Source organism: Hyphomicrobium sp. CS1BSMeth3, from assembly GCF_900117415.1.
GTDB lineage: Bacteria > Pseudomonadota > Alphaproteobacteria > Rhizobiales > Hyphomicrobiaceae.
Genome location: NZ_FPEI01000004.1, coordinates 710,515 through 734,192, shown reverse-complemented (window position 1 = coordinate 734,192; position 23,678 = coordinate 710,515). Strand labels below are relative to the sequence as shown.

Genomic DNA, 23,678 nt, shown 5'->3' with positions numbered 1-23,678 from the left:
CATTCGCGAATTGCGACGCTTATTGTTTTGCGTCGTTCTGGGTGCCGGTCAGGCGTGAATGCAGGCGACCGTGTGTCCGCTGACGAGCTCGCGCGTATCGGGGACGGCCTTCTTGCATTCGGCAGTGGCCTTCGGGCAGCGCGGATGAAAGACGCAGCCCGGAGGCGGATTGAGCGGGCTCGGCAACTCGCCCGTGATGATGGTGCGCGGGCGGGTCCGTTCGATGACAGGATCGGGAACGGGGGCCGCAGCGAGCAGCGCTTGTGTGTAGGGGTGCTTCGGATTGGCGAACAGCTCGTCGGACGATGCCTGCTCGACGATCCGGCCGAGATACATGACCGCGACGCGGCTCGAGATATGCCGCACGACCGCGAGATCGTGGGCAATGAAGAGATAGGTGAGGCCGAGCTTGCGCTGGAGATGCTCGAGCAGGTTGATCACCTGGCCCTGGATCGAAACGTCGAGCGCGGAGACGGCCTCGTCGCACACGATCACATCGGGCTCGACGGCGAGCGCCCGCGCAATGCCGACGCGCTGGCGCTGGCCGCCGGAAAGCTCGTGCGGATAGCGCAGCGCCATGTAGGGGAAAAGCCCGACGAGCTGCAGCAACTCGGCAATACGATCGGGAACCTTGGCCTTCGGCACGATGTCGTGGACGCGCATCGGCTCGCCGATGATCTGCCCGACGGTCATGCGCGGATTGAGCGAGGAGTAGGGATCCTGGAAGATCACCTGCATCTTCTTGCGTACGCCCGTCATCTCGGCGCGCGAGAGCGCGGCGAGGTCCGTGCCGGCGAACAGGATCTCGCCGCCGGTCGGATCGTCGAGGCGGAGCACGAGGCGGCCGAGCGTGGACTTGCCGCAGCCGGACTCGCCGACGAGGCCGAGCGTCTCGCCCGGCATGATGTGCAGCGAGACGTCGTTGACGGCTTTGACCTGGCGTGCCGGCCCGCGCAGGAAGCCGCCGCCGACGGGGAAGAATTTCAATGTGTGGTTGATGCGCAGGATCGGATCGCCCTTTTCAGCGGCGCCGGTCTGCAGCTCGCCGGCATCGGCCTTCTGCGAGGCCTTTTCGAGCGCATCGATCTCGCCGGCGCGATGACAGGCCGCGAAATGCCCGCGCTCTATCTCCGCGAGCGCGGGCACGTGGGCGCATTTGTCGATTCCGTAGCGGCAGCGCGGCCGGAAGCGGCAGCCCTCGGGTGGATCGAGCAAGTTCGGCGGCGCGCCCTCGATAGTAGTGAGCTGGCTCGCGCGGCCGCGATCGAGGCGCGGCACGGCGGCGAGCAGCCCGCGTGCATAGGGGTGGATGGGATGGCCGAAGACGGCCTCGGCGGGGCCGGTTTCGATCAGCCGGGCGGCGTACATGACGTTCACGCGGTCGGCGTAGCGCGCGACGATGCCGAGGTTGTGCGTGATGATGATGACGGCGATGCCGAGGCGCCGCGAGAGATCCTTCATCAGCTCGAGGATCTGCGCCTGGATGGTGACGTCGAGCGCCGTCGTCGGCTCGTCGGCAATGAGGAGCTTGGGATTGCAGGCGAGGCCGATCGCGATCATCACGCGCTGGCGCATGCCGCCCGAAAGCTGGTGCGGATACTGCTCGAGCCGGCTCTCGGGGTCGGTGATGCCGACGAGCGTCAGAAGCTCGATGGCGCGGGCCTTGGCCTCCTCATCGCTCATCTCGAGGTGCATGAGGAGCGGCTCCATGATCTGCAATCCGATGGTGAGCACCGGATTGAGCGAGGTCATGGGCTCCTGGAAGATCATGGAGATCTCGCGCCCGCGAATGCGGCGCATTTCCTCCTCGTCGAGATTGAGAAGCTCGCGGCCCTCGAAGCGGACGGAGCCGTCGACGATGCGGGCCGTGTTCGGCGGCAGAAGCTGCATCACGGCGAGCGCGGAGACGGACTTGCCCGAGCCGGACTCACCGACGATGGCGACGATCTCGCCGGGCGCGACGGCGTAGCTCAGGCCTTCGACGGCGCGAACGGTTCCGTTCTCGGTGACGAAGTGAACGTGGAGGTTCTCGATGGAGAGGACGGGGCTGCCCGAGCTGCCGTGGCGTTGCGGAGCCACCTCTGCCCCGGGGCCAACGCCTGCGGTCTTTGCGACTTCGTCCTGCACGTGGCCCCCAAGCCTATCCAGGGCTGGCGCGTGCCGGCGCAGCCATGACTAAGTCCGGACTATTGTCCGCGATCGCCCGAGGGTGTTCAAGGCCTCTCTGCGTACGATTTGCGTACGACTTCTTTTGCACTGCACCAAGCTCTGCCGTCGGTGGATGCAGGCGATGTGCTCACGATTGCGGGGTGGTGCACCGCTTCGGGCAGGTCTCGAACAATTTGAAGTTCGCGCAGAAAGTCGGCGCTTCCTGAGGGATCGTTTCGTTTTCGAGCCAGCGGAGACATGCGTCCGCGTTCACGCAGAAGAGGCAGTTGGCGCGTGCCTCCGCATAGGTCTCGCCCTGTCGCAGGCGTGCAAAGGCGATCGGGTCCACGCCGAGCCGGTCCATCATTTCGTGCATGCGTACGGCTTGGCGTTCGACACGGCGATACATCGGCCAGTCCATGTCGAGCCTCCTTCGAGAGAAAGGATTGCACATTCTGCAAGACGCAGCGTGAACAACGTGTGCGTCTTTGATCCTCGTCAATGCTGCAACGCCATCCGTTGCGGCGTCGGCGCGCATGACGTCTAATCTAGTCCGCGCCGAAGCGCGCCAAGCGCGACATTTTGCCGGGAGGTCGTTTCGTGAAGATTACCGAAGTCCGCACGCATGTACTCGAAGCGCCGCTTTCCGAGCCCTTCGGGTGGTCATTCTCCTCGACGGCTGTTCGCGCGAGCTGCCTTGTCGAGATCACGTCGGACACGGGGACGACCGGCTGGGGCGAGTGCTATGGACCCGCGCGCATCAACGCGGCGGTCATCGAGGCGCTGAAGGGCCGCCTGATCGGCCGCGATCCACGCGCGACCGATGTCATCTGGATGGATCTCTACAACCACTTCCGCGACTACGGTCAGAAGGGCGTGGTGATTTCGGCGATCAGCGGCATCGACATCGCGCTCTTCGATCTCAAGGGGCGCCACTTCAATGTGCCGGCCTCGATGCTGCTCGGCGGCGCGAACCGGACGTCCGTCGATGCCTATGCGACGGGGACCTACCGGCTTAGCAAGGGCGATCCGCTCGACTATGTGGTCGAGGAGGTGAAGGGCTATGTCCGCGAGGGCTTCAAGGCGGTCAAGCTCAAGATCGGCTTCGGCGTCGAGGAGGATGCTGCGCTCATTCGCGCCGTGCGCAAGGCGGTCGGGCCGAAGATCGGTCTTATGCTCGATGCGAACCATGGCTTCGATGCGCTGGAGGCCATTGCGCTCGGCCGCGCGGTTGCCGATCTCGACATCGGCTGGTTCGAGGAGCCGGTCGTGCCGGATGATCTCGACAGCTATGTCGAGGTGCGCCGCGGCCAGCCGATCCCGGTTGCGGGCGGGGAGTGCGAGTTCACGCGCTGGGGCTTCCGCGAGGTGTTCATGCGCAGGGCGATCGACATCGTCCAGCCGGATACGTGCGCGGCGGGCGGGCTCTCCGAGTGCAAGAAGATCGCCGACATGGCAGCGGCCTTCGGCGTGCGGTACGTGCCGCACGTGTGGGGGACGGGTATCGGGCTCGCGGCGTCGCTGCAACTTCTCGCCGCGCTGCCGGATGTGCCGCCGCGCCACACGCCGCGCCCGCCCATCCTCGAGTTCGACCGTTCGGAGCATCCCTTCCGCCAGGCCGTGCTGAAGACGCCGATCGAGCATGAGAACGGTCGCGTCGAAATCCCGACGGGGCCGGGGCTCGGCATCGAGATTGATCGCGAGACGATCGCGCGGTTCCGCGTGGCATGAATATGCCGGCGCGAGCGGGTGCTCGCGCCGGCGATTGCGCGTGCGAATGCGTCAGAGCGGCTTGATCGCTACTTTGCGGAACTTGATCACGCCAGAGCCGTGCTGCAGCGTGAGATAGCCCTCGATGAACAGGCCATTGTGCAGCTCGGCGGTCTTCTGCCCGTTGAGCATGACGGTGATCTGGCGTCCCTTGGCCGTGATCTCGAAGGTGTTCCATTTGCCGCCGGCTTTGGGCATCGGATTGACCTCGGTGAAGTTCACGATGCCGCCGGTCCCGTAGGTCGGATCCTTGCGCTGGTCGAAGATATTGACCTCGTAGCAGTTGCGATCCGTGATCGTGGTCGGGTCCTGGCAGCGCAGGAAGATGCCGCTGTTGGCGTCGTCACTGGCCCAGAACTCCACGTAGACCATGAAGTCCTTGTACTTGTCCTTGCTGACGAGATGCGCAGCGGTCTTGCTCGTCACCTTGTCGGCGACGATGGCGCCATCCTCGACGCGCCAGTTGGTTTCGCCGACCTTGTTCCAGTCGCCCAGGTTCTTTCCGTCGAAGAGCTGGATCCATCCTTCGCCAGTTTGGCTCCAGGCGGGTGATGGCAGGTGGACGGCTGCAAATGCGAAGGCAATGAGCCCGAAGAGCGGGGCTCGCAAAAATGAACGTGTCACGGTGCTTCCTCCCGGTATGCGAATGCGAACGTTTGTTCGTGGACTTTGACGTCTCTCGTTTCGCGAACCCTTCCGTGCCGCTTGCCAGCTCGCTCCTTTCTGATTTGTAGAAGTGCTTCGACCGACGGCGCGCGTGGTCCGCGATCGGATCGTAAGGACTTTCCGGAAGGTCGAAAAGCTGGGACGCGCGGCGCGTCGATCACCTGCGCGTGATTGTCGGCTGTTGCAGTGCAGGACGCGCTCAGCGCATCACGCGGCCGAGCGTTGCGGCTGCGACGCGCGCGGGGATGATGCGCGGTACGTCGGCTGAGAAGCGGCCCGAATAAATGAAGCGGATGAGCTTGGCTTTTGTCTCGGCCGTTTCCTCGAAGCGCACGACGAACTCTTGCGAGGCGACACGCAGGACGGTGCCTCTTATGCTCAAGCCGTCGAGAACGAGCGTCACGCTCTTGCCCTGAAATGCCGGCGATGCGCCGGCGAGCCGGGCGCCGCCGAGGGATACATCGAGGACGCGCGCTTCGGAGATGTCGCCATCGACCTCAACGAGCGCCATGCCGCGTGCGTTGAGGCGCTCGGAGGCGCGCAGACGCGGCTGCTCGATGCACACCATGCAGGCGATGGTGAGCACGACGATATTGTACCAGCTCCAGAAGAGGCAGAGGGCGGCGGAGTCGCGCAGCTTGCTGCCATCCTCGAACACAAAGGCCCACACGAGCCCGCCGATGGTCAGTGCAAGATAGATCAGGAAAATGCGCATGAGCGGCCATTGGATGAAGCGCTTGCTGCGGTCGCCGCCTTTGGCCGTCACTTGGAACTTGTGCCCCTTGGGCTTGATGATGCCATGGACCACCGCGCGACTGATCTGCGAGGCGGCGAGGAGCTGCGTCACGTCCGACATGATGGGCATGACGCGCCCGCGCGCCATCCAGCCCATGATGGTGATCTGCGAGATGAAGTAGGGGAGGTAGTAGCCGAGCGTGTCCATCACATCGGCCTGCACGGCGTGCACGTTGAAGATCAGATAGAGGATCGGGATGACGATGCCGAACAGGCGGAAGGTGTGGCCGGCCGACCAGTAGAGGAACGTCTCCGTGAGGCTGATGCGGTCGATGAGCGTGAGGCCATTCTTCGGGCGGAGCGGGCCGAGCGCGCCGCGGCAGATCTGCACGAAGCCGAGCGCCCAGCGGCTCCTTTGCGTCACGTACTCCTTGAGGCCTTCGGGTGCGAGGCCGAGCGAAAGGCGCTCATTGAGATAGACCGTGCGGTAGCCCGCGACCTTCATTTTCAGCGTGACGAGGTAGTCCTCGGTCACGGATTCCGTCGGGAAGCCGCCGATCTGCTGGAGGATCGGGAAGCGGATGACCGAGGACGTGCCGCAGCAGAAGGAGGCGCCCCAGGCATCCTTCGCCGCCATGACCACATCGAAGAAGTAGCGTTGCTCGTCCGGCCACACGCGGGCGAGCGAGAGATTGCTCTGCAGCGGGTCTGGATTGATGAAGTGCTGCGGCGTCTGGACGATGCCGACGTCCTCCTCGCGGAAGAGGCTCAGCGCGCGGCGCAGGAAATGCGGTGCCGGCACGAAGTCGGCATCGAGGATGCTGATGAAGTCGGGCCGCTCGGGCAGGGTTGCGACGTGGCGCAGCCCGTTGTTGATGTTGCCGGCCTTGGCGTGGGCGTTGTCGGGGCGCGTCAGATAGTTCGCGCCGAGGCGGGCAGTAAGCGCCTCGAGCCAGGGGCGGCGGCCGTCGTCGAGGACCCACACGCGATAGCGCGGATAGTCGAGCGCGAGCGCGCCGACGATCGTGCGCTCGAGGATGGCCTCTTCCTCGTTATAGGTGCAGATGAAGACATCGACGAGCGGCAGGCGCGGCTGGGTCATGAGCCAAGGCTCGTTGCGATCGGCATCCGGCGAGCGGTTGGTGAGACGGACGAGGAATGAGAGGCTGATCGTGGCGCCCATGACGACGAGGGTCTCGACCGTGACGAAGATGAGCCCGACGAGGAAGTCGACGCTGAGGCCGATGGGAGGCAGCGTCACGATCCAGCGCCAGGCCATGTAGCGCCACATGAGCACCAGCATGACCGCGACCATGGCCGCGCGGGCGCGCTCGTCCTCGGCCTTGAGCCAAGGCAGGACCGTCCAGGCAAAGCCCAGGACGAGAAAGCCGGGCGCTAGAGCCTCGAAGAGCAGCATGGCAGGAGCCTCAGAGGATCAACTGCCGAAGGTGACGCGGCCCGTGCGCCCGACGCTGCACCGGCCGGTGGTGGTCATCGCGGGGAGCGATACGGTCACGCGGTAGGGCTCCTTGGCGAGCGCCGCCGGCTGAATGGCGAGATTGGCTGGTGCGGTTGCGACGCCGGTGAGGCTGACGATGCGGCCCTCGTAGTCGGTGCTCTCGCCGCGAAAGCGGAAGCGGGCCGGCTCGCCGACGCGGAGCTTGTTGTAGGCCGCTTCGCCGACGGTTGCGGTCACGACCAGGCCGGAGCAGTCGAGGAGGCGCGCGAGATCCTGGCCGCGCACGACCGACTCGCCGGGCGCCGTCATGACCTCCCAGATGCTGCCGCTGACTGGCGCGACGAGCCCGGCAGCCGAACGCTGGGCATAGCGCATGTTCTCGGCGGCAAGCTCGGTGCGCAGATTGGCGAGGCGCGCCTCGCGCTGGGCGACGTCGGCCGTGATCTCCTTCAGGCGGAGCGTGATCTCGTCGGCGCGCTGGAGGGACTGCGGGCGGTCGTTGTAGCTGTCACCGACGTAGACGCCGCGGCGCAGCGCGGAGAGCTCGACGTCGAGGGTGTTGCGGCGATGGCCGAGGGCTTCGAGGGACTGCGCGGCGACCGTCGCATCGCGCCGGGCGCGCTCGAGGGTGACGACAGTGCCGGTGCCTGCGTCGGCAAGAGCCTGCGCGCGCTCCAGCGCCTGCTGGGCCTCCTCGTGCCGGGCGGTCGAGGCGGAGATCTCGCTGCGTGTTTCGGCCATGCGCGACTCGAGCTGAGCAATGCGCCCGGCCCGGAAGGCCTCGGCATTGGCCGTGTGCTCGTCGTGCAGCGTCTGCAGGCCGTCGCGGCGGCCGCCGAGCGCCTTGATCTCACCTTCGAGCTCGCCGACGAGCTGGGCGACGGAGTCGAGCCTGCCGCGCTCGGCGCGCGGATTGACGATGCTCAGCACTTCGGCGCCGGGCTTGAGCTCCGTGCCGACGGCGACGTTGCCGACCCAGGCGATCTGGCCTTCGATAGGCGCGCGCAGCGTGATGAGGCGGGCGTTGATGATCGCCTCGGTGCTGGTCGTCTGCATGAGCGTTTGGAGGGGCATCCAGCCCGCGACCGCGACGAGGACGACACCGGCAATCGTTTTCAGGATGCGCCGGTCGATGGCGCGGAGCTGCGGCCGCCCCTTCTTCGGCGCGGGCGCCTTGGCGCTGCTCGGTTCCGGCTTGGCTTCGGGCGCTGGATCGGTCGGCTGCGGGGATGCGAACGCTTTATCGAGGGCTGCGAGGCGGCCGAGTGCATCGAGGTCCGCGAGCGGCTGGCCCGATGCCGGCGCGTCGGCTTTTGCGGACGCGGGCGCGGACGTGTCTCGCGCCGGCCGAACGGAGGCGATGTTATCCTCGTGGCGCTCGTGCGTCGGCAAACTCGATGAACGACTCATTTTGAGCTCCAAGGCCCTTAAGAATTCCGATGATGCCCGGCGGGTACGGCCCGATCTGCCGGCCGATATGCAATCGTAGGTTTCGAGATTTGCTTTAGCGTTAACCGGAGCGGCTTTTGCGAGGGCATGAGCGAGAGAAATTCGAGATGAGTACAATCTAGGATTGTGTAATGCAAAGATGCAATTATTGCGCGTGTGGTATTCTGGCTCGCGCACAAAAAGATGTAGGAATATCAGACGGGTACATTTTGCGATCCGTGGACGAAGAATTGTTGCAGAAAAGCCGCGTAACTGAAGCTTCGCCAGTTTCGGAGGAATGAACGAAGTTTCTCCGTCGCGGAATCAACCTATCGTTGTCGGCAGAGAGATTCGGCGTTGTCGCCATGTTTGTGCCGCCGCATCTCGTCGGCGTTCCAATCCATTGCCATGCATTGCCGTCGCACCGGGGCTGGTGCGCGCTAGTTGTGGTGTGGTGCGCCGCGATGTGCGGAGGACGATGCGGGGCTGGAAAATTCGATGTCGAACCGTGGTCGCTTCGGCGCAGCGGCACAAGAGGTGCGCGCCGGGCTGTTCGAGCTGCATAATTTCTCGGGGCCGCTGCACGAGCAGGTGCGCGGACTGATCCTCTGCAGGATCGAGAGAGGCGATTGGCCGGCCGGCACGCCGATCCCGCCGGAAGTACAACTCGCGAGCGCGTTCGGCGTCAGCATCGGGACGGTCCGCAAGGCGCTGGACCAACTCGCGCGGGACCGCATCCTGGTGCGCGAGCGCGGACGCGGGACGTTCGTCAAGCATGGCGGCGCCTGGCGCACGGAAGCGGGGCTGCGCCTCTGCCGCGCGAACGGTGAGCCCATCGAGCTGGACATTGCCCTGATCGCGACGGACTACGTGGTGGCCACGGCGGGAGAGGTCTCGGCGCTGCGGATGTTGAGGCCGGCCTCGATCGTGCCGCGCGCGCTCAGGCTCCGCCGCGAGTGGCGGAGCGAGGGCAGGCTCATCGTCGCCGAGACGATCAGCGTGGATGCGGCCCGCTTCCCCAATCTCCAGTTCGAGATCGATCCCTCGACCGAGGCGCTCTTTCCCGTCTATGCTGAGAAGTACCACGCTGCCGTGGATCGTACGGCTTGGACGATGCGGCCGCTCGCGGAGAGCGATGCGCGTGGTGCCGAGCTCAGGGCAGGCCGCGAAGTCACAGTCATGCGCTGCGTGCGCACGGCCTTCGATGCCAAGGACACGCCGCTCGAGATTTCCGAGCAGCTCATCGCCTTCGATGATGATCTCGCGGTGATGGCAAGCCAGTAAGCAGCAGCCTCAGCCTCAGGCCGGCGCTCGCGTGGCGACCTGCGTGCCTGCAGCTTCTCTTGCCTGTCCACCGTTGCGCATTTCGGAGAGGACGGCGGCAAGCTCGCTGAAGACGCCGGGACAGGCCGGGTCATCAGGGAGCTGCGTGAGAAAGCGGTAGAGTATGGGCGTGAGCAGGACAGCCTGGTCGAGCTCGAAGTCGGCTTCGGCCTTGTAGGCGCCGACTGCGCGCAGGTCGCGCGTTTCCTCGTAGCGCGCGACGATCGTCCTCAGGCGCCGGACCAGCTCGGCTTCCTCCTTGCTCCAGGCGAGCGGCGCAAGACGCGAGATCGAGGTGAGCGGGTTGATGGCCGGATAGCGTCCCTGGTCGGCGATCGCGCGGTCGAGCACGATGTGTCCGTCCAGAATGCCGCGGACGGTATCCGCGACGGGCTCGTTGGAGTCTTCGCCGTCGAGCAGCACCGAGAACACGCCCGTGATGGAGCCCGAGCCCGGTTTGCCGGGACCTGCCCGCTCGAGGAGGCGCGGCAGCTCGGCGAAGACCGAAGGCGCATAGCCACGCGCGACGGGCGGCTCGCCGGCCGCGAGCGCAACCTCGCGCAGGGCGTGGGCAAAGCGCGTTATCGAGTCGACGACGAGGAGGACGTTGTCGCCGCGGTCGCGGAAGTATTCGGCAACCGCCATGGCAGTCTTGGCCGCGTTCTTGCGCATCATGGCGCCTTCGGAGCTCGACGCGACGACGGTGACGGCGCGGGGTGCGTGCGGCTTCACGACGTCCTCGAGGAACTCGCGCACCTCGCGGCCGCGCTCGGCGACCAGCGCGATGACGATCGTGTTAAAGCCGTTCGTGCGCGCGAGCATCGAGACGAGAGTGGACTTGCCGACGCCGGAGCCGGCGAAGATGCCGATGCGCTGGCCGGCGCAGATCGGCGTGAAAAGGTCGATGGCCTTCACGCCCGTGATGATCGGCCGGCGAATGCGGTCGAGCGCCATGGGCGGAATGGGCTCGTGATCGAGGGAGTAGGGGAGCGAGCCGCTCGTCAGCGGACCCTGGTTGTCGATCGGCTGGCCGAGTGCGTTGATCACGCGGCCGAGCCAGCTCGCATCAGGGCAGATCTCGAGGCTGTCGCGCACCCAGACCGGCGCGCCGAGGCCGAGGCGCGGGGAGGAAGAGAAGAGCTTCACGTTGGCGCAGTCGGCCTCGATGCCGATCACTTCGCCGAGCCAGCGCGCGCCGCCGCCTTCGACTTCGACCGACGTGCCGAGCTCGACCCGGCGCTCGATGCCGCGCACGAGCACGTGGCTCGGCGCTACCTCCGCGACGCGTCCCCCGTAGCGTACCAGCGGTGGTCCGCCGGGATGGCCCGCGAAAAGGCGGGCGAGCTGCTCGAGCGGATCGCCGTGCTTGGCCGAGGAAGGCGGAAGCGGCGCGGGATTGCTGATCTCGGATGCGGCCATGCTCGTGCGCCTTCGGATGGTCGTGCTCGAAGTACTTCACCCACTACCCGTAAGAACGGGGAGAGGGAGGCTAGCGTCCGCTGCCGAGCGCCTTGATGGCGTCGGTCAACTTGCGGTCGGACTGCTCGCCCGCAGCCGACATGGCCTCGAAGGCGCGTGTCACGGAAATGAGGCGCGTCATCTCCATGACGGGATTGACGTTGGCCTTCTCGATGTAGCCTTGCGCGAGTCCGTTTCTCACGAAGTCGATGACGGGCTGGGCCGGCAGGTCGGGGACGACAGCCGCGCCCTCGTGCCGGACGAGCTTGGCGGCGGGCGGGATCTGGAAGATGCCGAGCCGGCCGACGCGCTGGCCGTTCTGGCTGATGGTGCCGTCGCGCGAGATCTGGACCGGGCCACGATTGGGGTTGATCTGGATCGGGCTGCCGGACTGATCCAGGACCTGCTGCCCGCTCATGTTTTCGAGATCGCCGGTTATCGCAATGCGCATCCTGCCATCACGCGTGTAGACCGGGCCGTTCGCGCTGTTGATGCTCAGGAAGGCATCGCCCTGAATGGCGACGTCGAGCGGATTGCCCGTCTGCACGATCGGGCCGGTCGTGCGCGAGAACGTGCTCTCGCCCGTGCCCGAATAGGCGACCGACGAGCGCGAGGTCTGCGACAGAACGGTCTGGAAGGTGACGTTCTCGGCACGAAAGCCGGGCGTCGTGCTGTTGGCGACGTTATTGGCGATGGTGTCGAGGCGCCGCTGCAGCGCAAGCTGGCCGGAGGTCGCTACATAGATACTGGGTTCCATGTCTCACACCTTCCTGACGCGCTGCATTTGACTGAGCAGGTCGTAGCTGATGTTGGCGTCGTAGCTCTCGAAGAGCTGGGTGACGCCGGCCAGTGGCGGTGTCGAGGGATTGTCGATCTCCCAGAGCGCGGTGAAGCGCTGGAGGAACTTCTCGAGCTTCTCGGGTTCCTTGAGGTCGGCGACGTCGAGCTTCTTGGAGATCAGATCGGCCTGCCGATCGATGTCCATCGTGCCGGCTGCCTCTGGAATGCCGAGTGCGATCTGCGTGACCTTGAGGAGCGCGCGGTCGGCCATCAGGTGGAAGGGGGTCTCGACGCTCGCCGCCTTGCGCTGGAAGTAGAGCGCGAGCCGGACGCCTTCGTTCGTCTGGCCGGCATCGATCTCGAGCGACTGGCGGAGGTAGCGGTCGACGGTGCCCTGGCGGGCGCGCTCGAAGATGGTAGCGGCGCCTTCGTAGCGGGCAAAATTGAAGGTCTCGGCGAACTCGTAGTACTTCCGGTCGCTGAGCTTGTTGGCGAAGCTCTTGCTATCGTCGATGCCCTCGGCAAGGACCTTGCGCATGAAAGCCTTGGCGTAGTCCATGTCCTCGAGGCCGAAGGCCTTCATCGCGTACTTGAACACGCGATCGTTCTTGATGAAATCGTCGACCGTTTTGATGGTCGGGATCGTGGCCAGATAATACTCGGTCTCGCGCTTGACGATGGGCTGATCGGCGGTGCGCTTGATCGCAGCGGTCAAATCCGAGGCAATGAGCTTGTAACCGAGCGGTGTGCTGAGCATTCCTGGCCATCCTCGCGAAGCGGGCGAGCCTCAAGAAGCGCACGCGGGACTTGCACGAAGCTGGCGTGATCGTCTCGGAACGGCTCATCGCGCTCCCGCAGCGGCTGCTACAGCCTCGCGCAAGGCATTGGCCGCATCGTCGGACGTCAATCTGAACCGATCCGTGAGCGCAGAACGCGAATGACAATACCGCTTGGCCTAGTCGTTACGCTCGTGTGCATGTTCGGCGGCTTTGCGGCCATGGGCGGCAAGATCTCCGTCATCTGGCAGCCGTGGGAGTACGTGATCATCCTCGGTGCCTCGGTCGGCACCTTTATCGTCGCCAATCCGATGAAGACGATCAAGGACAGCGGCGCCGGCGTCATGGAGGCCATGAAGAATACGATCCCCAAGAAGGAGGACTATCTCGTCATCCTCACGTGCCTCTTCAGTCTGATTCGCGAGCTGAAGTCGAAGTCGCGCGCCGAGGTCGAGAAGCACATCGACAACCCTTCCGAGTCGGCGATCTTCGCGGCCTATCCGAAGGTGCTGAACGACGAGAAGATGCTGACGTTCGTCTGTGACTACTTCCGCCTCATCCTCATGGGCAATGCACGCACCCATGAAATCGAGGCGCTGATGGACGAAGAGATCGCCACGATGCGCGGCGACAAGCTCAAGTGCTATCACTCGCTCGTCGCCATGTCGGAGGGGCTTCCGGCGCTCGGCATCGTGGCGGCCGTGCTCGGCGTCATCAAGGCCATGAGCGCGCTCGATCAGCCGCCCGAGGTGCTCGGTGCCTACATCGGCGCCGCTCTCGTCGGTACTTTCGCAGGTATCTTCTTTTCCTATGCCGTCGTCACGCCGATCGCGACGCAGGTCAAGATCGTACGCGAGAAGCAGATGCGCCAGTACATCGTGATCAAGCAGACACTGCTCGCGCTCATGAACGGTGCCATGCCGCAGATCGCGGTGGAGCACGGGCGCAAAGCCATCTCCGCCGCGGACCGTCCGTCGGTCGACGAACTCGAGAATGCAACGCTGGCCACCGGCAATGCCGGGGCTGGCGGTGCAGAGAAGAAGGCCGCGTAGCGGGCCGGCGGCAGGAGAAGGCGCATGAATAATTTCGAGAGTGGCGGTGCCGCCGGCGATCCGCGTGGTCGTCAGCAGGGCGATTGGAGGTCCGACTTGACGCATGTATCGACTGCGGGCGGGCAGGAAGGAAAAACCGCTGAAGGTTGGGGTGTGCGCGGCCACGACGCGGTGATGCGCATCCCGGTATCCGTCCGCTTCGTGCTTGGCGCGACGCGGATGCCCGTCGCAAAGCTCATGAGCCTGACGCGCGGCGCGATCATTCCGCTCGATCGCAAGGTCGGCGATCTGATCGACATCGTGGTGAACGATCAGGTCGTGGCGCGCGGCGAGATCGTTGCGCTCGACGAGGAGGCAACGCGCTTCGGCATCTCGGTGCGCGAGGTGACGCAGCCGGGCGGCGAGTAGCGTCCCTCGCAGCCGGTTTTCAAGCCTTCTCGCAGTGCCGAGCCTGGTCTCTGCACGTCATTCCTGATCTCAAGCCGCGTGCGCCATGGCCGAGCAGCCCGACAAGGAGTCAAAAACCGAGGAGGCAACGCCGCGCCGCATCGAGGACGCGATCCAAAAGGGCAATACGCCGGTCTCGCGCGAGGTTGCCCAGTTTGCTTCCATCCTTGCCATTGCCGCCTGCGTTCCGATCGTCGCGCACGCCTTCGGCGCGAACCTCCTCGCGAGCCTCACGGCTCTGCTGGAGCGTCCTTATGATTTCCGGCTCAGTGCCGGAGCCGATGCGGTGCTCCTGCTGGCGACCGTCGGGTCGGCGGCGACCGCGGTCCTGGCACTCCCGCTCGCCGTGCTCATGATCTTCGGCATTGCCGTGTCGGTGCTGCAGAACCCGTTGCGCATGGTCGGCGAGCGCATCAAGCCGCAGGCCTCGCGGCTTTCGCCGACCAAGGGGTTTACCCGCATATTCGGCACGCAGGGGCGCGTCGAGTTCCTCAAGTCCTGCTTCAAGCTCACCATTCTCTCGACGTGCGCCATCTACTTCCTGCTCAAACACAAGAGCGATCTCGTCAATGCGATCCTGCTCGAGCCCGCTGCGCTGCCGCAGGCGCTCGCGGGCCAGATGCTGAACGTGCTGATAGCTGTCGGGATCAGTCTCGCCGGCATCGTCGCTGCCGACCTCGTGTGGAGCCGCATCAAGTGGCGGATGGACCTGCGCATGAGCAAGCAGGAGGTCAAGGACGAGCACAAACAGAACGAGGGCGATCCGCTCGTCAGGGCCAAGCGCCTGTCGCTCGCGCGAGACCGCGCGCGCCGACGGATGCTCACCGCCGTGCCGAAAGCCACCTTGGTCATCGCCAATCCGACCCACTACGCCGTGGCGCTCCGCTACATCAGCGGTGATTCGGGAGCGCCGATGGTCGTCGCCAAGGGGCTCGACAACATCGCGCTCAAGATTCGCGAGATCGCCGAGGCGAACGACATTCCGGTGATCGAGGACAAGGCACTGGCGCGCAGCCTCTATGCCGCCGTCTCGCTCGACCGCCCGATTCCGCCCGAATTCTACAAGGCAGTTGCCGAGATCATCCTCTACCTCATGTCGCGTTCCGCAGCCCCAATCGCTCCCTTGCCGCGAGGTGCATAAATGCAGCCCGAACTCAGCGACCTCACCATACGATTGGAGGCGCTGCTGGCCGCCAGCATTGCGGAGCTGACCACCGAGTTCCGCAATCACGACGTCGCGGATCTCGTGGCACTGATCAGGCTCGAGCGCACGGCGACGCTGCAGAGCCTGCTCGACGGCGAATGCGAGATGTTCTTCAAGCCGGGCACCATGCGGTTCGGCGGCCATGCCGAGGCGATGGTCGATTGGCGCGCGCCGCCGTCCGTCCGCTTGGCCATGTCGTTCCGCAGCCAGGGCGTCGAGCTCTACTACCGCCTGACGCTCGAGGCGTCCGACGCTCATGTGCAACTCGATCTCATCCGCTTCGAGCCGCCGGAGACGAGCCCAGACGTGCGGTGCCGGCGGCTCGGGCAGGCGCTCGGCGCGGCGCGTGCCGAGCGGCAGTCGTGGGGCAGCGGCCAGCTTCAGGCAAGAGACGTCGGCTATCAGGGATAGCAGAACCGAGGACTCCGCCTGATGGACGATCTTGCTCTCTTCTCGATCGGAAGCGACCGCAACCGCTGGCTTGCGACGCGCAGCGCGGCGCTCGCGGACAATATCGCCAACGCCGATACGCCCGGGTTCAAGGCGCGCGACGTGCCGACCTTCGAGGCGGCGCTCAGCTCGGCCAACGTCGCCATGCTGCGCACGAATGGCAATCACCTGGCGCCGACCCAGTTCGGTGCCCGCACATTCGATCTCGTCAATCGGCCGGGCGAGGTGCCGAAGCACTCCGGCAACACGGTGAGCCTGGAGACGGAGCTCGCGAACCTCGGCGAAACGCGGTCTCAGCATTCGCTCGTCTCGGGCATACTCGGCGCTTTCCACCGTATGCTTCTTTCGAGCTCGAAGGGGTAGTCGATGGCCGACGAGCTCAAAGCCGCGATCATCTCCTCCGCATCGGGCCTTCGCGCTCAGTCGACGCGCATTCGCATCGTCTCGGAGAACCTCGCCAACGCCAGCGCGACGGCGACCGTGCCCGGCGGCGATCCTTACGCGCGCAAGACGATCAGCTTCGCGCAGGAGCTCGACCGCGCCAATGGCGTCAACACCGTCCGCGTGAATTCGATCGGCCGCGATCCGGCGCCTTATCCGGCTCAACACATGCCGGGGCATCCGGCGGCCGACTCGAAGGGATACGTGAAGCTCGCCAACGTCAATCCGCTGGTCGAGCTTTCGGACATGCGCGAGGCGCACCGCTCTTATGAAGCCAACCTGCAGATGGTGCGTCAGGCCCGCGAGATGATCGGCGACCTGATCGACCTGTTGAAAGGCAAGTGATGATCGACTCGATTTCAGGAGTGGGCGGGCGCGCATTGCCGGCCGGATCTGTCGACGGGATGGCGCCTTCGTCATCCGTCGCGACGCCGAAAATGACGCCAACCGTGTCCGGTGCGGCCTCGATTGCCCAGCCCGACCACGACTTCGCAACGCTGCTCGGAAATGCCATCAGCGAGTTCGGACAGAAGATGCGCAATGCCGAGGCCGTGTCGATCGGCGGCGTGAAGGGAACGGCGGCGCTGCAGGATGTCGTCGAGCACGTGATGTCGGCCGAGCAGAGCCTCCAGGCCGTGATCGCAGTGCGCGACAAGGTCATCTCGGCCTACCAAGAAATCAGCAGAATGGCGATCTGACGGGAGCGGGAGCAGGCAATGCGGGCACTTTCCATCGCCGCGACCGGCATGACGGCGCAGCAGCTCAACGTTGAGGTCATCGCCCACAACGTTGCGAACATCAACACGACGAGTTTCAAGCGCTCGCGCGCGGAGTTCGTCGATCTGCTCTACCAGACCCAGCTCGCGGCAGGCACGCCGGCTGCGGGCGGCATCGAGGTCATTCCCGAGGGCGCGCGCGTCGGGCTTGGCGTGCGCGCGTCGGCCATCCGCAATCTGCATCAGCAGGGCGCGCTCGCCCAGACGGGCAACTCGCTCGATCTCGCGATGATGGGCCGCGGCTTCTTCCGCGTGACCGGACCTGAAGGCGAGACGCTCTATACGCGCGCCGCTGCTTTCAACAAGGACGCGACGGGCCGGATCGTGACGGCCGAAGGCTATCTCGTGCAGCCGCAGATGACTGTGCCGCCCGAGGCGACGGCGATCACGGTCAACGAGCAGGGGCAGGTCTACGCCACCATCCCAACCGAGGTGCAGCCGCGCCTTCTCGGCCAGCTTTCGGTCGCGAGCTTCGTCAATGAGGTCGGCCTCGAGCCGCTCGGCGGAAATCTCTGGCGCGAGACGATGGCGTCGGGTGCGGCCGTCGTCGGCATTCCGGGTGAGAACGGTCTTGGCCGGATCAAGCAGGGTTATCTCGAAGGCTCCAACGTCGATCCGGTCAAGGAGATCACCGAGCTGATCTCGGCGCAGCGCGCGTACGAGATGAACTCCAAGATCATCCAGGCGTCCGACGACATGATGGGTGTCGTGACGAAGGGCCTCCGGTGAGGCACGACGGCCGTCCACGGTATGAGGCCGTGAACCGTCAGAGGGGAGCTATGCGACGCATTCTGCAAGCGGCTGCGGCCTGTCTCGCGGTTTGCTTCGCGCATTCCGCCGCGGCGCAGGGCAGCGGAATGGCGTTGCCCGTACCGACCGTGACCATTCTGCAGGGCGATGTCCTGGCCGACGAGCTGGTCGGCGAGCAGCGCTTCCTCGTCAATGCGCGTCAGGTGCAGGGGTTCCATACGGCTCGCGAGGCCGTGGTCGGCAAGGTGGCGCGGCGCGTGCTGCAGGCCGGTCACGCCATTCCGGTCAATGCGCTGCGCGATCCCTGGGTTTTCAAGGAAGGCGATCGCGTGCCGATCCTGTTCACCACGGGTGGGCTCAGCATCGAGGCGACCGGCATCGCACTCGAGCCCGGTGTCGCAGGCAAGCTCATCAGCGTGCGCAATGCGGACACGGGCATCATCGTTCGCGGTGTCGTGCAGGTAAGCGGTCGCGTTCAAGTCGGAGGGGATTGAGGGGATGCTGTCCCTGTTGCACGCGCTGGTCCTGGCCGCTCTGTCGCTCACGCTGATCGCGAGCGACGTGTGGGCCGAGGTGCGCGTCAAGGACATCACCACCGTGCGCGGCGTGCGCCCGAACCAGCTCGTCGGTTACGGCCTCGTGACGGGCCTCAAGGGGACGGGCGACAGCCTGCGCAACTCGCCTTTCACCGAGCAGTCGATGAACGCGATGCTGGAGAGGCTCGGCGTCAACGTCCGCGGCCTCGACATGCGCACGAAGAACGTCGCCGCCGTCCTCGTCACGGCGGAGCTGCCGGCCTTCGCCGTGGGCGGCAACCGCATCGACATCTCCGTGGCCTCGCTCGCCGATGCAACCTCGCTGGCTGGTGGCACTCTCGTGATGACGCCACTCCAGGCGGCCGACGGGCAGGTCTATGCGGTGGCGCAGGGATCGGTCGTCGTGGCGGGCTTCCAGGCTCAAGGACAGAGCGAGACCCTCACGCACGGCGTGCCGACTTCGGGCCGCATTGCAGGCGGTGCCCTCGTTGAGCGCGATGCGCCGGATCTTCTCGCCTCGTCGCGCACGCTCTTTCTCGAGCTGAAGAACCCCGACTTCGGCACCGCCGTCGCGATCGTCGATGCGATCAATAGCTACACCGTGCAGACGACGAAGCGCCGGCTGGCGAAGGAAGCCGGGCCGAGCTCGCTGGCCGTCGAGGTGCCGCAGGGCACGACCGCTGCGCGCTTTCTCGCGAGCATTGGCCAGCTCAAGGTCGAGCCCGATGTGCCGGCGCGCATCATCATCGACGAGCGCACGGGCACGATCGTGATCAGCCGCAATGTGAAGGTCAGCCGCGTCGCGGTCACGCACGGCAATCTGACGGTGCGGGTGGTCGAGACGCCGGCCGTTTCGCAGCCGGCTCCCTTCTCGAAGGGGCAGACGGTCGTGACCTCGACGACGGAGATCTCGGCGCATCAGGAGAATGGCAACTTCGCGATCGTCGATGGTGTCGATCTGCAGAGCCTGGTGACCGGCCTCAATCGCATGGGCCTCAAGCCGCTCGGGATCATCGCGATCCTGCAGGCGATCAAGTCGGCCGGCGCGCTGCAGGCCGACCTCGTGGTCCAGTAATACGAGACGCGTGGAGACAGCTATGGAGGCAGGGCAGAAGAGGAGGCTCGAACGCGCGGCGGCGGCGATCGCCCTGCTGCTGGCCTTTGGCGTTCTGCCCGACGGGGCGATGGCCCAGGCACCCGCAGCGAAGGAAGCGGCGAGGCCGGTGCCCAAGGCAGGGCCCCGATCGGCGCAGTCCACGCCGCGCATGGTTCCGATCCTTCCCGAGCCGCCGAAGCGCACCGTGCCGCGCGAGCCCGATCGTTCGCTCTCGGTTGCCGAGCAGTACTGCCGGGCTGTGCTCGATCCGGCGCGCGAGGCGCGCTACGCTTATCAGACGGCCGAATTGCAGGCGCTGAGCCGCGCCCTCGACGACCGCATGGTCAAGATCGAGGCCCGCATCGCCGAGCTCAAGGAGTGGGTGGCGCGACGCGAGGACTTCGCCAACCGGACGAGCGATCAGCTCGTCACGATCTATTCCGGGATGCGGCCGGAGGCAGCTTCGGAGCAGCTCGCGAAGATCGAGGAGAGCACGGCGGCGGCCATTCTGAGCAAACTTGCGCCCCGTGTCGCCAGCCAGATCCTCAATGACATGCCGCCCGATAGGGCCGCGCGCCTCGCCATGATTCTCATGGGGGCGTCGCGCAAGACCGATCCGGGGGGCGGTTCGTGAGCACACCTTCTGAGAGTTCAGGCCCAACAGTGCGCTTGCGCGACGTGCCCGTGCGGCTCTGGCGCGCGCGCATCGGCGTGCTCGCAGTGGTGGCGACGGTCGCTGTCGGCTGCTCCGTGAAGCCGGACCAGATCGGCACGGAGCCATCGATGAGCCCGGTGGGCGCGGGCATCGAGCAGAAGCCGGTGGCGCCCGCGACATACGACAGCATGAACCGTGCGGCCTACCTGAAGCCGGTCGGACACAACAGCTCGTCGCTCTGGACGCCGCGTGGCGCCGACCTCTTCCGCGACCGCCGCGCGCGCCGTACGGGAGACATTCTGACGGTCACGATCTCCATGAAGGACAAGGCCATCATGGACAATCGCTCGAAGCGCTCGCGCGATTCCGCGCACGGCTTCGGGCTCGATTGGTCGCATGGCATCGACACGTTCGGCCTGAAAAGCGAAGGCAAGGCTGCGGTCAACTCGGGGCTGAAATCCAATACGGCGACAGACGGCAAGGGCGAGATCGAGCGCTCTGAAAATATCGACCTGAGGCTCGCGGCCGTCGTTACCGAAGTGCTGCCGAACGGAAACTTGCTCATCCAGGGCTCGCAGGAAGTGCGCGTCAACTTCGAGCTGCGCGTGCTGACGTTCACCGGCGTCGTCAACATCACGGACATCCGCTCGGACAACACCATCCCCTACGAGCGCATTGCCGAGGCGCGGATCTCCTATGGCGGCCGCGGGCGCTCGATGGAAGTGCAGCAGCCGGCCTGGGGCCAGCAGCTCCTCGACAAGTACAGCCCGTTCTGAGGCTCGTGTGATGATCGAGAAAATCGCCATATCAAACGGCTCGGTTGGGAGTGAATTTCTCGATCTGAATCACACGAGCAAGACAATGCTTCTAGTGTCCCTTCTGATTGCGAAGTTCGCTCGGGACACCAGCATCGAGATCAGGCGAACTTTGGAATCGGGACGCTAGGCGCATGGCAGAGGAAACCGAAGGCAAGGCAGCGGGCGGCGGCAAGGGCGGCTTCGTCATTGCGCTGGTGCTGCTTGCCGTCATCGGGGCCGGCGCCGGGGCGGGCTTCAGCCTCATGTTCCTCAATGCCGGCACGCCGGCACACGAGGCCGGCTCGGGCAAGCGCGAGGTGCAGATCGGGAAGGCGGGAGCAAGAAGCGGCGACGGGGGCAGCTCCAAGGGCGCAGCCGGCGAGGCGAGCAAGATCCAGGTTGCGAGCCTCGATCCCATTCTCGTCACGCTGGCCGGGCCGCAGAGGAGCTGGGCGCGGCTCGAGCTCGGGGTCATCCTCGATGGACCGACCACACCCGACGACGCCGTGCTGCTCAAGTCCATGACCGAAGACATCATGAGCTTCATGCGGACCGTGCCACTCGTCCACGTCGAGAGCGCCGCCGGCGTCGAGTACCTGCGCGAGGACATCCAAGAGATCGCACGATTGCGCTCGAAGGGACGGGCGCGCAACATCATCCTGCGCTCGCTGGTGGTCGAATGAGGCGGCTCGCTGTCATTGCCGCACTGGCGCTGATCCTGGTGCCGGGCGTCGCGATCGCGCAGACGATCAATCTTCAGGACCTCATCCCCGAGGGGCAGGGCTCGACGAGCGCGCGCATCCTCCAGCTCATCACGCTCATCTCGGTGCTGTCGATTGCGCCGGGCCTGCTCGTCACGGTCACCTGCTTCACGCGCTTCATCATTGCGCTCTCGTTCCTGCGCTCGGGCGTCGGCCTGCCTTCGACGCCATCGAACATCGTGCTGGTCAGCCTTGCGCTTTTCATGACGTTTTTCGTGATGGCGCCGGTGTTCGACCGCATGTGGGCGGAAGGCGTCCAGCCGCTCATGGAGAACCGGCTCAACGAGCGCGAAGCCTACCAGCGCATGACGCGGCCGCTGCGCGAGTTCATGCAGGCGAACGTGCGCGAAAAGGACATCCAGCTCTTCGAGAGCATCTCGCGCAGCCGCACGCCGCCCGCGACGCCGAATGCATCGGGACAGCCTGCGGAAGTCGACATGCGCGTGCTGGTGCCGGCCTTCATGATCTCGGAGTTGAGACGCGGATTCGAGATCGGCTTTCTGATCATCCTGCCGTTTCTCGTCATCGACCTGATCGTCGCGACGCTCGTGATGTCGATGGGCATGATGATGCTGCCGCCGACCGCGATCTCGCTGCCGTTCAAGGTGCTGTTCTTCGTGTTGATCGACGGCTGGAATCTGCTCGTCGGCGGGCTCGTGCGATCGTTCGGATAACGATGCGAAAAAATTCCTAAAGCCGATGCAGATAAGGATTGGCTAATTGCACGAACAGAGTTAACTCGGGTTTAGTACATCGTCGGTACTAGTGGCGTTTATAGCGGGCCGGGGGGGCCATCCTGAGGGATGTACGCCGGGGGCATGATGCCGCTCCGCTATACCGGACAACCCGGTATGTCCCAGACAGTACTTCTCCTTACGGGGCATACGAATGGCCAACAGCATCAATACCAATTTCGCCGCGCAGACCGCTCTCCAGAGCCTCAGCCAGACCAACAAGAACCTCAGCATCACGCAGAACCGGATCTCGACCGGCTTCCGCGTCGCGACGGCTCAGGACAGCGCCGCCTACTGGTCCCTCGCGACCTCCATGCGCGCCGACAACAAGTCGCTCTCGGCCGTCAATGACGCGCTCGGGATCGGCGCTGCGACGATCGACGTCGCCTACACGGCGATGAACAGCGCGATCGAGTCCGTCAAGGAAATGGGCAAGCTGCTCGTTTCGGCCCGCCAGCCGGGCGTCGACAAGGCGAAGATCCAGACCGAAATCGACGAGATCCAGAACCAGCTCCGCACGATCGCCAAGTCGGCTTCGTTCGGTGGCCAGAACTGGCTCGGCGTCGACTCGGGCTCCGCGAGCTATCTCGACGAGCAGTCGGTCGTCTCCTCGTTCGCCCGCAGCAACGGCGAGAACGGCTCGGAAGTCACGGTCGGCACCCTGAAGATCGACGTCAAGGACATGTTCCTGCTCGATGCCAACACGGATGGCACGGCGGGTGCGGCGGCCGACTCGGGCAGCGCGACTGCCGATGCGCTCGGTATCCTCGGCTCGAACCGCCTGACGCGCGCTGATGCCGATACGGCTGGCGTTGCGCGTGGCTCCATCGATGCGGCCGGCACCATCGTGATCGTGAACTACGATCCCGACAACTCCACGGTTGGTGAAGCCGAGATCGACATCACGAACGCCTCTGACGAGGACATCGAGGACTACATCCAGGCCGTCGATGCCGCGCTCACGGAGATGACGACCGCTGCGACGATCATGGGTTCCACGAAGAAGCGCATCGACATCCAGAAGGACTTCGTGTCCAGCCTGATGGATGCTCTCGATCGTGGCATCTCGACGCTCGTCGACGCCGACATGAACGCTGAGTCGACCCGTCTCCAGGCGCTGCAGGTTCAGCAGCAGCTCGGCATCCAGGCGCTGTCGATCGCCAACGCCAACGGCCAGAGCATCCTCTCGCTCTTCCGCTAAGCGACTTGAAGGCGCGCGGGCTCCGCTGATCGGAGCCCGCGCGTTTTCTTTTTGGCCGTTCGCAGGCCATGGCAGCGGCGCAACGCCCGCTGCTCCCGGCGTCATGCGCCGTCATCCCGACAACTTCGCGCAAGGTTACTGGCCGATGGTAAAGCGTCGGACCTCAAATGCGACCTACGGTTCGTACCGGGCTCAGAGTCGCATTTGAGGTCTAACGACGCTTTAGACTCAATTT

The 23,678-nt window shown here is 65.3% G+C and carries 25 protein-coding genes; 17 read left to right on the top strand and 8 right to left on the bottom strand.

Annotation, left to right across the window (positions count from 1 at the left end):
* Nucleotides 1-48: 48 nt before the first annotated feature.
* Both CS1BSM3_RS07705 and CS1BSM3_RS07700 read right to left on the bottom strand, forming a co-directional pair.
* A complete protein-coding gene (locus CS1BSM3_RS07705; protein WP_244540448.1) occupies nucleotides 49-2,127 on the bottom strand; it encodes an ABC transporter ATP-binding protein in 2,079 nt (692 codons plus the stop codon).
* 169 nt (nucleotides 2,128-2,296) lie between these two features.
* The gene (locus CS1BSM3_RS07700; RefSeq protein WP_072386414.1) at nucleotides 2,297-2,569 is read right to left on the bottom strand and encodes a DUF6455 family protein; all 273 of its coding nucleotides are present in this window, start codon (nucleotides 2,567-2,569) and stop codon (nucleotides 2,297-2,299) included.
* 179 nt (nucleotides 2,570-2,748) lie between these two features.
* Here CS1BSM3_RS07700 and CS1BSM3_RS07695 point away from each other — a divergent pair, with 179 nt between their 5' ends.
* Nucleotides 2,749-3,879 carry a mandelate racemase/muconate lactonizing enzyme family protein gene (locus CS1BSM3_RS07695; protein ID WP_072386413.1) on the top strand — a complete coding sequence of 377 codons (1,131 nt, stop codon included), beginning with the start codon at nucleotides 2,749-2,751 and terminating at the stop codon, nucleotides 3,877-3,879.
* A 51-nt stretch (nucleotides 3,880-3,930) separates the two neighbouring features.
* Here the strand turns inward: CS1BSM3_RS07695 and CS1BSM3_RS07690 are convergent, their stop codons facing one another.
* The 3 genes from CS1BSM3_RS07690 to CS1BSM3_RS07680 all read right to left on the bottom strand — a co-directional run bounded on the left by CS1BSM3_RS07690 (nucleotide 3,931) and on the right by CS1BSM3_RS07680 (nucleotide 8,188).
* Nucleotides 3,931-4,542: a 3-keto-disaccharide hydrolase gene (locus CS1BSM3_RS07690; protein ID WP_174263647.1), complete on the bottom strand. Its 612-nt coding sequence runs from the start codon at nucleotides 4,540-4,542 to the stop codon at nucleotides 3,931-3,933.
* A 241-nt stretch (nucleotides 4,543-4,783) separates the two neighbouring features.
* Nucleotides 4,784-6,736, bottom strand: a complete 1,953-nt coding sequence (locus tag CS1BSM3_RS07685; protein ID WP_072386411.1) for a glycosyltransferase — start codon at nucleotides 6,734-6,736, stop codon at nucleotides 4,784-4,786.
* A gap of 18 nt (nucleotides 6,737-6,754) precedes the next feature.
* Entirely contained in the window at nucleotides 6,755-8,188 is a 1,434-nt protein-coding gene (locus CS1BSM3_RS07680) for an HlyD family secretion protein (protein WP_083528416.1), read from the bottom strand.
* Nucleotides 8,189-8,704: 516 nt separating this feature from the next.
* On the opposite strand from CS1BSM3_RS07680, the gene CS1BSM3_RS07675 reads away from it, so the two are divergent.
* Nucleotides 8,705-9,490 (top strand): GntR family transcriptional regulator, encoded by a 786-nt coding sequence (locus CS1BSM3_RS07675; protein WP_072386410.1) that lies wholly within the window; start codon nucleotides 8,705-8,707, stop codon nucleotides 9,488-9,490.
* Between the two features lie 15 nt (nucleotides 9,491-9,505).
* Here the strand turns inward: CS1BSM3_RS07675 and CS1BSM3_RS07670 are convergent, their stop codons facing one another.
* The 3 genes from CS1BSM3_RS07670 to CS1BSM3_RS07660 form a co-directional block, all read right to left on the bottom strand.
* Entirely contained in the window at nucleotides 9,506-10,948 is a 1,443-nt protein-coding gene (locus CS1BSM3_RS07670) for a FliI/YscN family ATPase (RefSeq protein WP_072386409.1), read from the bottom strand.
* A 70-nt stretch (nucleotides 10,949-11,018) separates the two neighbouring features.
* On the bottom strand, nucleotides 11,019-11,744 hold the full coding sequence (gene flgF / locus CS1BSM3_RS07665; protein ID WP_072386408.1) for a flagellar basal-body rod protein FlgF: 726 nt from the start codon (nucleotides 11,742-11,744) through the stop codon (nucleotides 11,019-11,021).
* A 3-nt stretch (nucleotides 11,745-11,747) separates the two neighbouring features.
* Nucleotides 11,748-12,524, bottom strand: coding sequence for a DUF1217 domain-containing protein (locus CS1BSM3_RS07660; RefSeq protein WP_072386407.1), 777 nt, complete (start codon nucleotides 12,522-12,524; stop codon nucleotides 11,748-11,750).
* 180 nt (nucleotides 12,525-12,704) lie between these two features.
* On the opposite strand from CS1BSM3_RS07660, the gene motA reads away from it, so the two are divergent.
* From motA to CS1BSM3_RS07585, 15 genes are all read left to right on the top strand, one after another.
* A complete protein-coding gene (motA, locus tag CS1BSM3_RS07655; protein WP_072386406.1) occupies nucleotides 12,705-13,595 on the top strand; it encodes a flagellar motor stator protein MotA in 891 nt (296 codons plus the stop codon).
* Between the two features lie 24 nt (nucleotides 13,596-13,619).
* Nucleotides 13,620-14,003: a FliM/FliN family flagellar motor switch protein gene (locus CS1BSM3_RS07650; protein WP_083528414.1), complete on the top strand. Its 384-nt coding sequence runs from the start codon at nucleotides 13,620-13,622 to the stop codon at nucleotides 14,001-14,003.
* Between the two features lie 85 nt (nucleotides 14,004-14,088).
* Nucleotides 14,089-15,183: an EscU/YscU/HrcU family type III secretion system export apparatus switch protein gene (locus CS1BSM3_RS07645; protein ID WP_072386405.1), complete on the top strand. Its 1,095-nt coding sequence runs from the start codon at nucleotides 14,089-14,091 to the stop codon at nucleotides 15,181-15,183.
* On the top strand, nucleotides 15,184-15,657 hold the full coding sequence (locus CS1BSM3_RS07640) for a hypothetical protein (RefSeq protein WP_072386404.1): 474 nt from the start codon (nucleotides 15,184-15,186) through the stop codon (nucleotides 15,655-15,657).
* Nucleotides 15,658-15,678: 21 nt separating this feature from the next.
* Complete coding sequence (locus tag CS1BSM3_RS07635; RefSeq protein ID WP_072386403.1) at nucleotides 15,679-16,059, top strand: flagellar basal body protein; 381 nt, start codon at nucleotides 15,679-15,681, stop codon at nucleotides 16,057-16,059.
* Nucleotides 16,060-16,062: 3 nt separating this feature from the next.
* Nucleotides 16,063-16,482: a flagellar basal body rod protein FlgC gene (flgC, locus tag CS1BSM3_RS07630; protein ID WP_072386402.1), complete on the top strand. Its 420-nt coding sequence runs from the start codon at nucleotides 16,063-16,065 to the stop codon at nucleotides 16,480-16,482.
* Nucleotides 16,482-16,835: a flagellar hook-basal body complex protein FliE gene (locus CS1BSM3_RS07625; RefSeq protein ID WP_072386401.1), complete on the top strand. Its 354-nt coding sequence runs from the start codon at nucleotides 16,482-16,484 to the stop codon at nucleotides 16,833-16,835. Before flgC ends, CS1BSM3_RS07625 begins: the two co-directional genes overlap by 1 nt.
* A gap of 18 nt (nucleotides 16,836-16,853) precedes the next feature.
* Nucleotides 16,854-17,642 (top strand): flagellar basal-body rod protein FlgG, encoded by a 789-nt coding sequence (gene flgG, locus CS1BSM3_RS07620; protein WP_072386400.1) that lies wholly within the window; start codon nucleotides 16,854-16,856, stop codon nucleotides 17,640-17,642.
* A gap of 50 nt (nucleotides 17,643-17,692) precedes the next feature.
* A complete protein-coding gene (gene flgA, locus CS1BSM3_RS07615; RefSeq protein ID WP_072386399.1) occupies nucleotides 17,693-18,157 on the top strand; it encodes a flagellar basal body P-ring formation chaperone FlgA in 465 nt (154 codons plus the stop codon).
* 4 nt (nucleotides 18,158-18,161) lie between these two features.
* Nucleotides 18,162-19,274 carry a flagellar basal body P-ring protein FlgI gene (locus CS1BSM3_RS07610; RefSeq protein WP_072386398.1) on the top strand — a complete coding sequence of 371 codons (1,113 nt, stop codon included), beginning with the start codon at nucleotides 18,162-18,164 and terminating at the stop codon, nucleotides 19,272-19,274.
* A 22-nt stretch (nucleotides 19,275-19,296) separates the two neighbouring features.
* Nucleotides 19,297-19,929: a MotE family protein gene (locus CS1BSM3_RS07605; RefSeq protein WP_072386397.1), complete on the top strand. Its 633-nt coding sequence runs from the start codon at nucleotides 19,297-19,299 to the stop codon at nucleotides 19,927-19,929.
* A complete protein-coding gene (gene flgH / locus CS1BSM3_RS07600; protein ID WP_244540447.1) occupies nucleotides 19,926-20,726 on the top strand; it encodes a flagellar basal body L-ring protein FlgH in 801 nt (266 codons plus the stop codon). Before CS1BSM3_RS07605 ends, flgH begins: the two co-directional genes overlap by 4 nt.
* A gap of 173 nt (nucleotides 20,727-20,899) precedes the next feature.
* Nucleotides 20,900-21,430 carry a flagellar basal body-associated FliL family protein gene (locus CS1BSM3_RS07595; protein WP_072386396.1) on the top strand — a complete coding sequence of 177 codons (531 nt, stop codon included), beginning with the start codon at nucleotides 20,900-20,902 and terminating at the stop codon, nucleotides 21,428-21,430.
* Nucleotides 21,427-22,182 (top strand): flagellar type III secretion system pore protein FliP, encoded by a 756-nt coding sequence (gene fliP / locus CS1BSM3_RS07590; protein WP_072386395.1) that lies wholly within the window; start codon nucleotides 21,427-21,429, stop codon nucleotides 22,180-22,182. Before CS1BSM3_RS07595 ends, fliP begins: the two co-directional genes overlap by 4 nt.
* Before the next feature lie 214 nt (nucleotides 22,183-22,396).
* Nucleotides 22,397-23,443 (top strand): flagellin N-terminal helical domain-containing protein, encoded by a 1,047-nt coding sequence (locus CS1BSM3_RS07585; RefSeq protein ID WP_072386394.1) that lies wholly within the window; start codon nucleotides 22,397-22,399, stop codon nucleotides 23,441-23,443.
* Nucleotides 23,444-23,678: the final 235 nt, after the last annotated feature.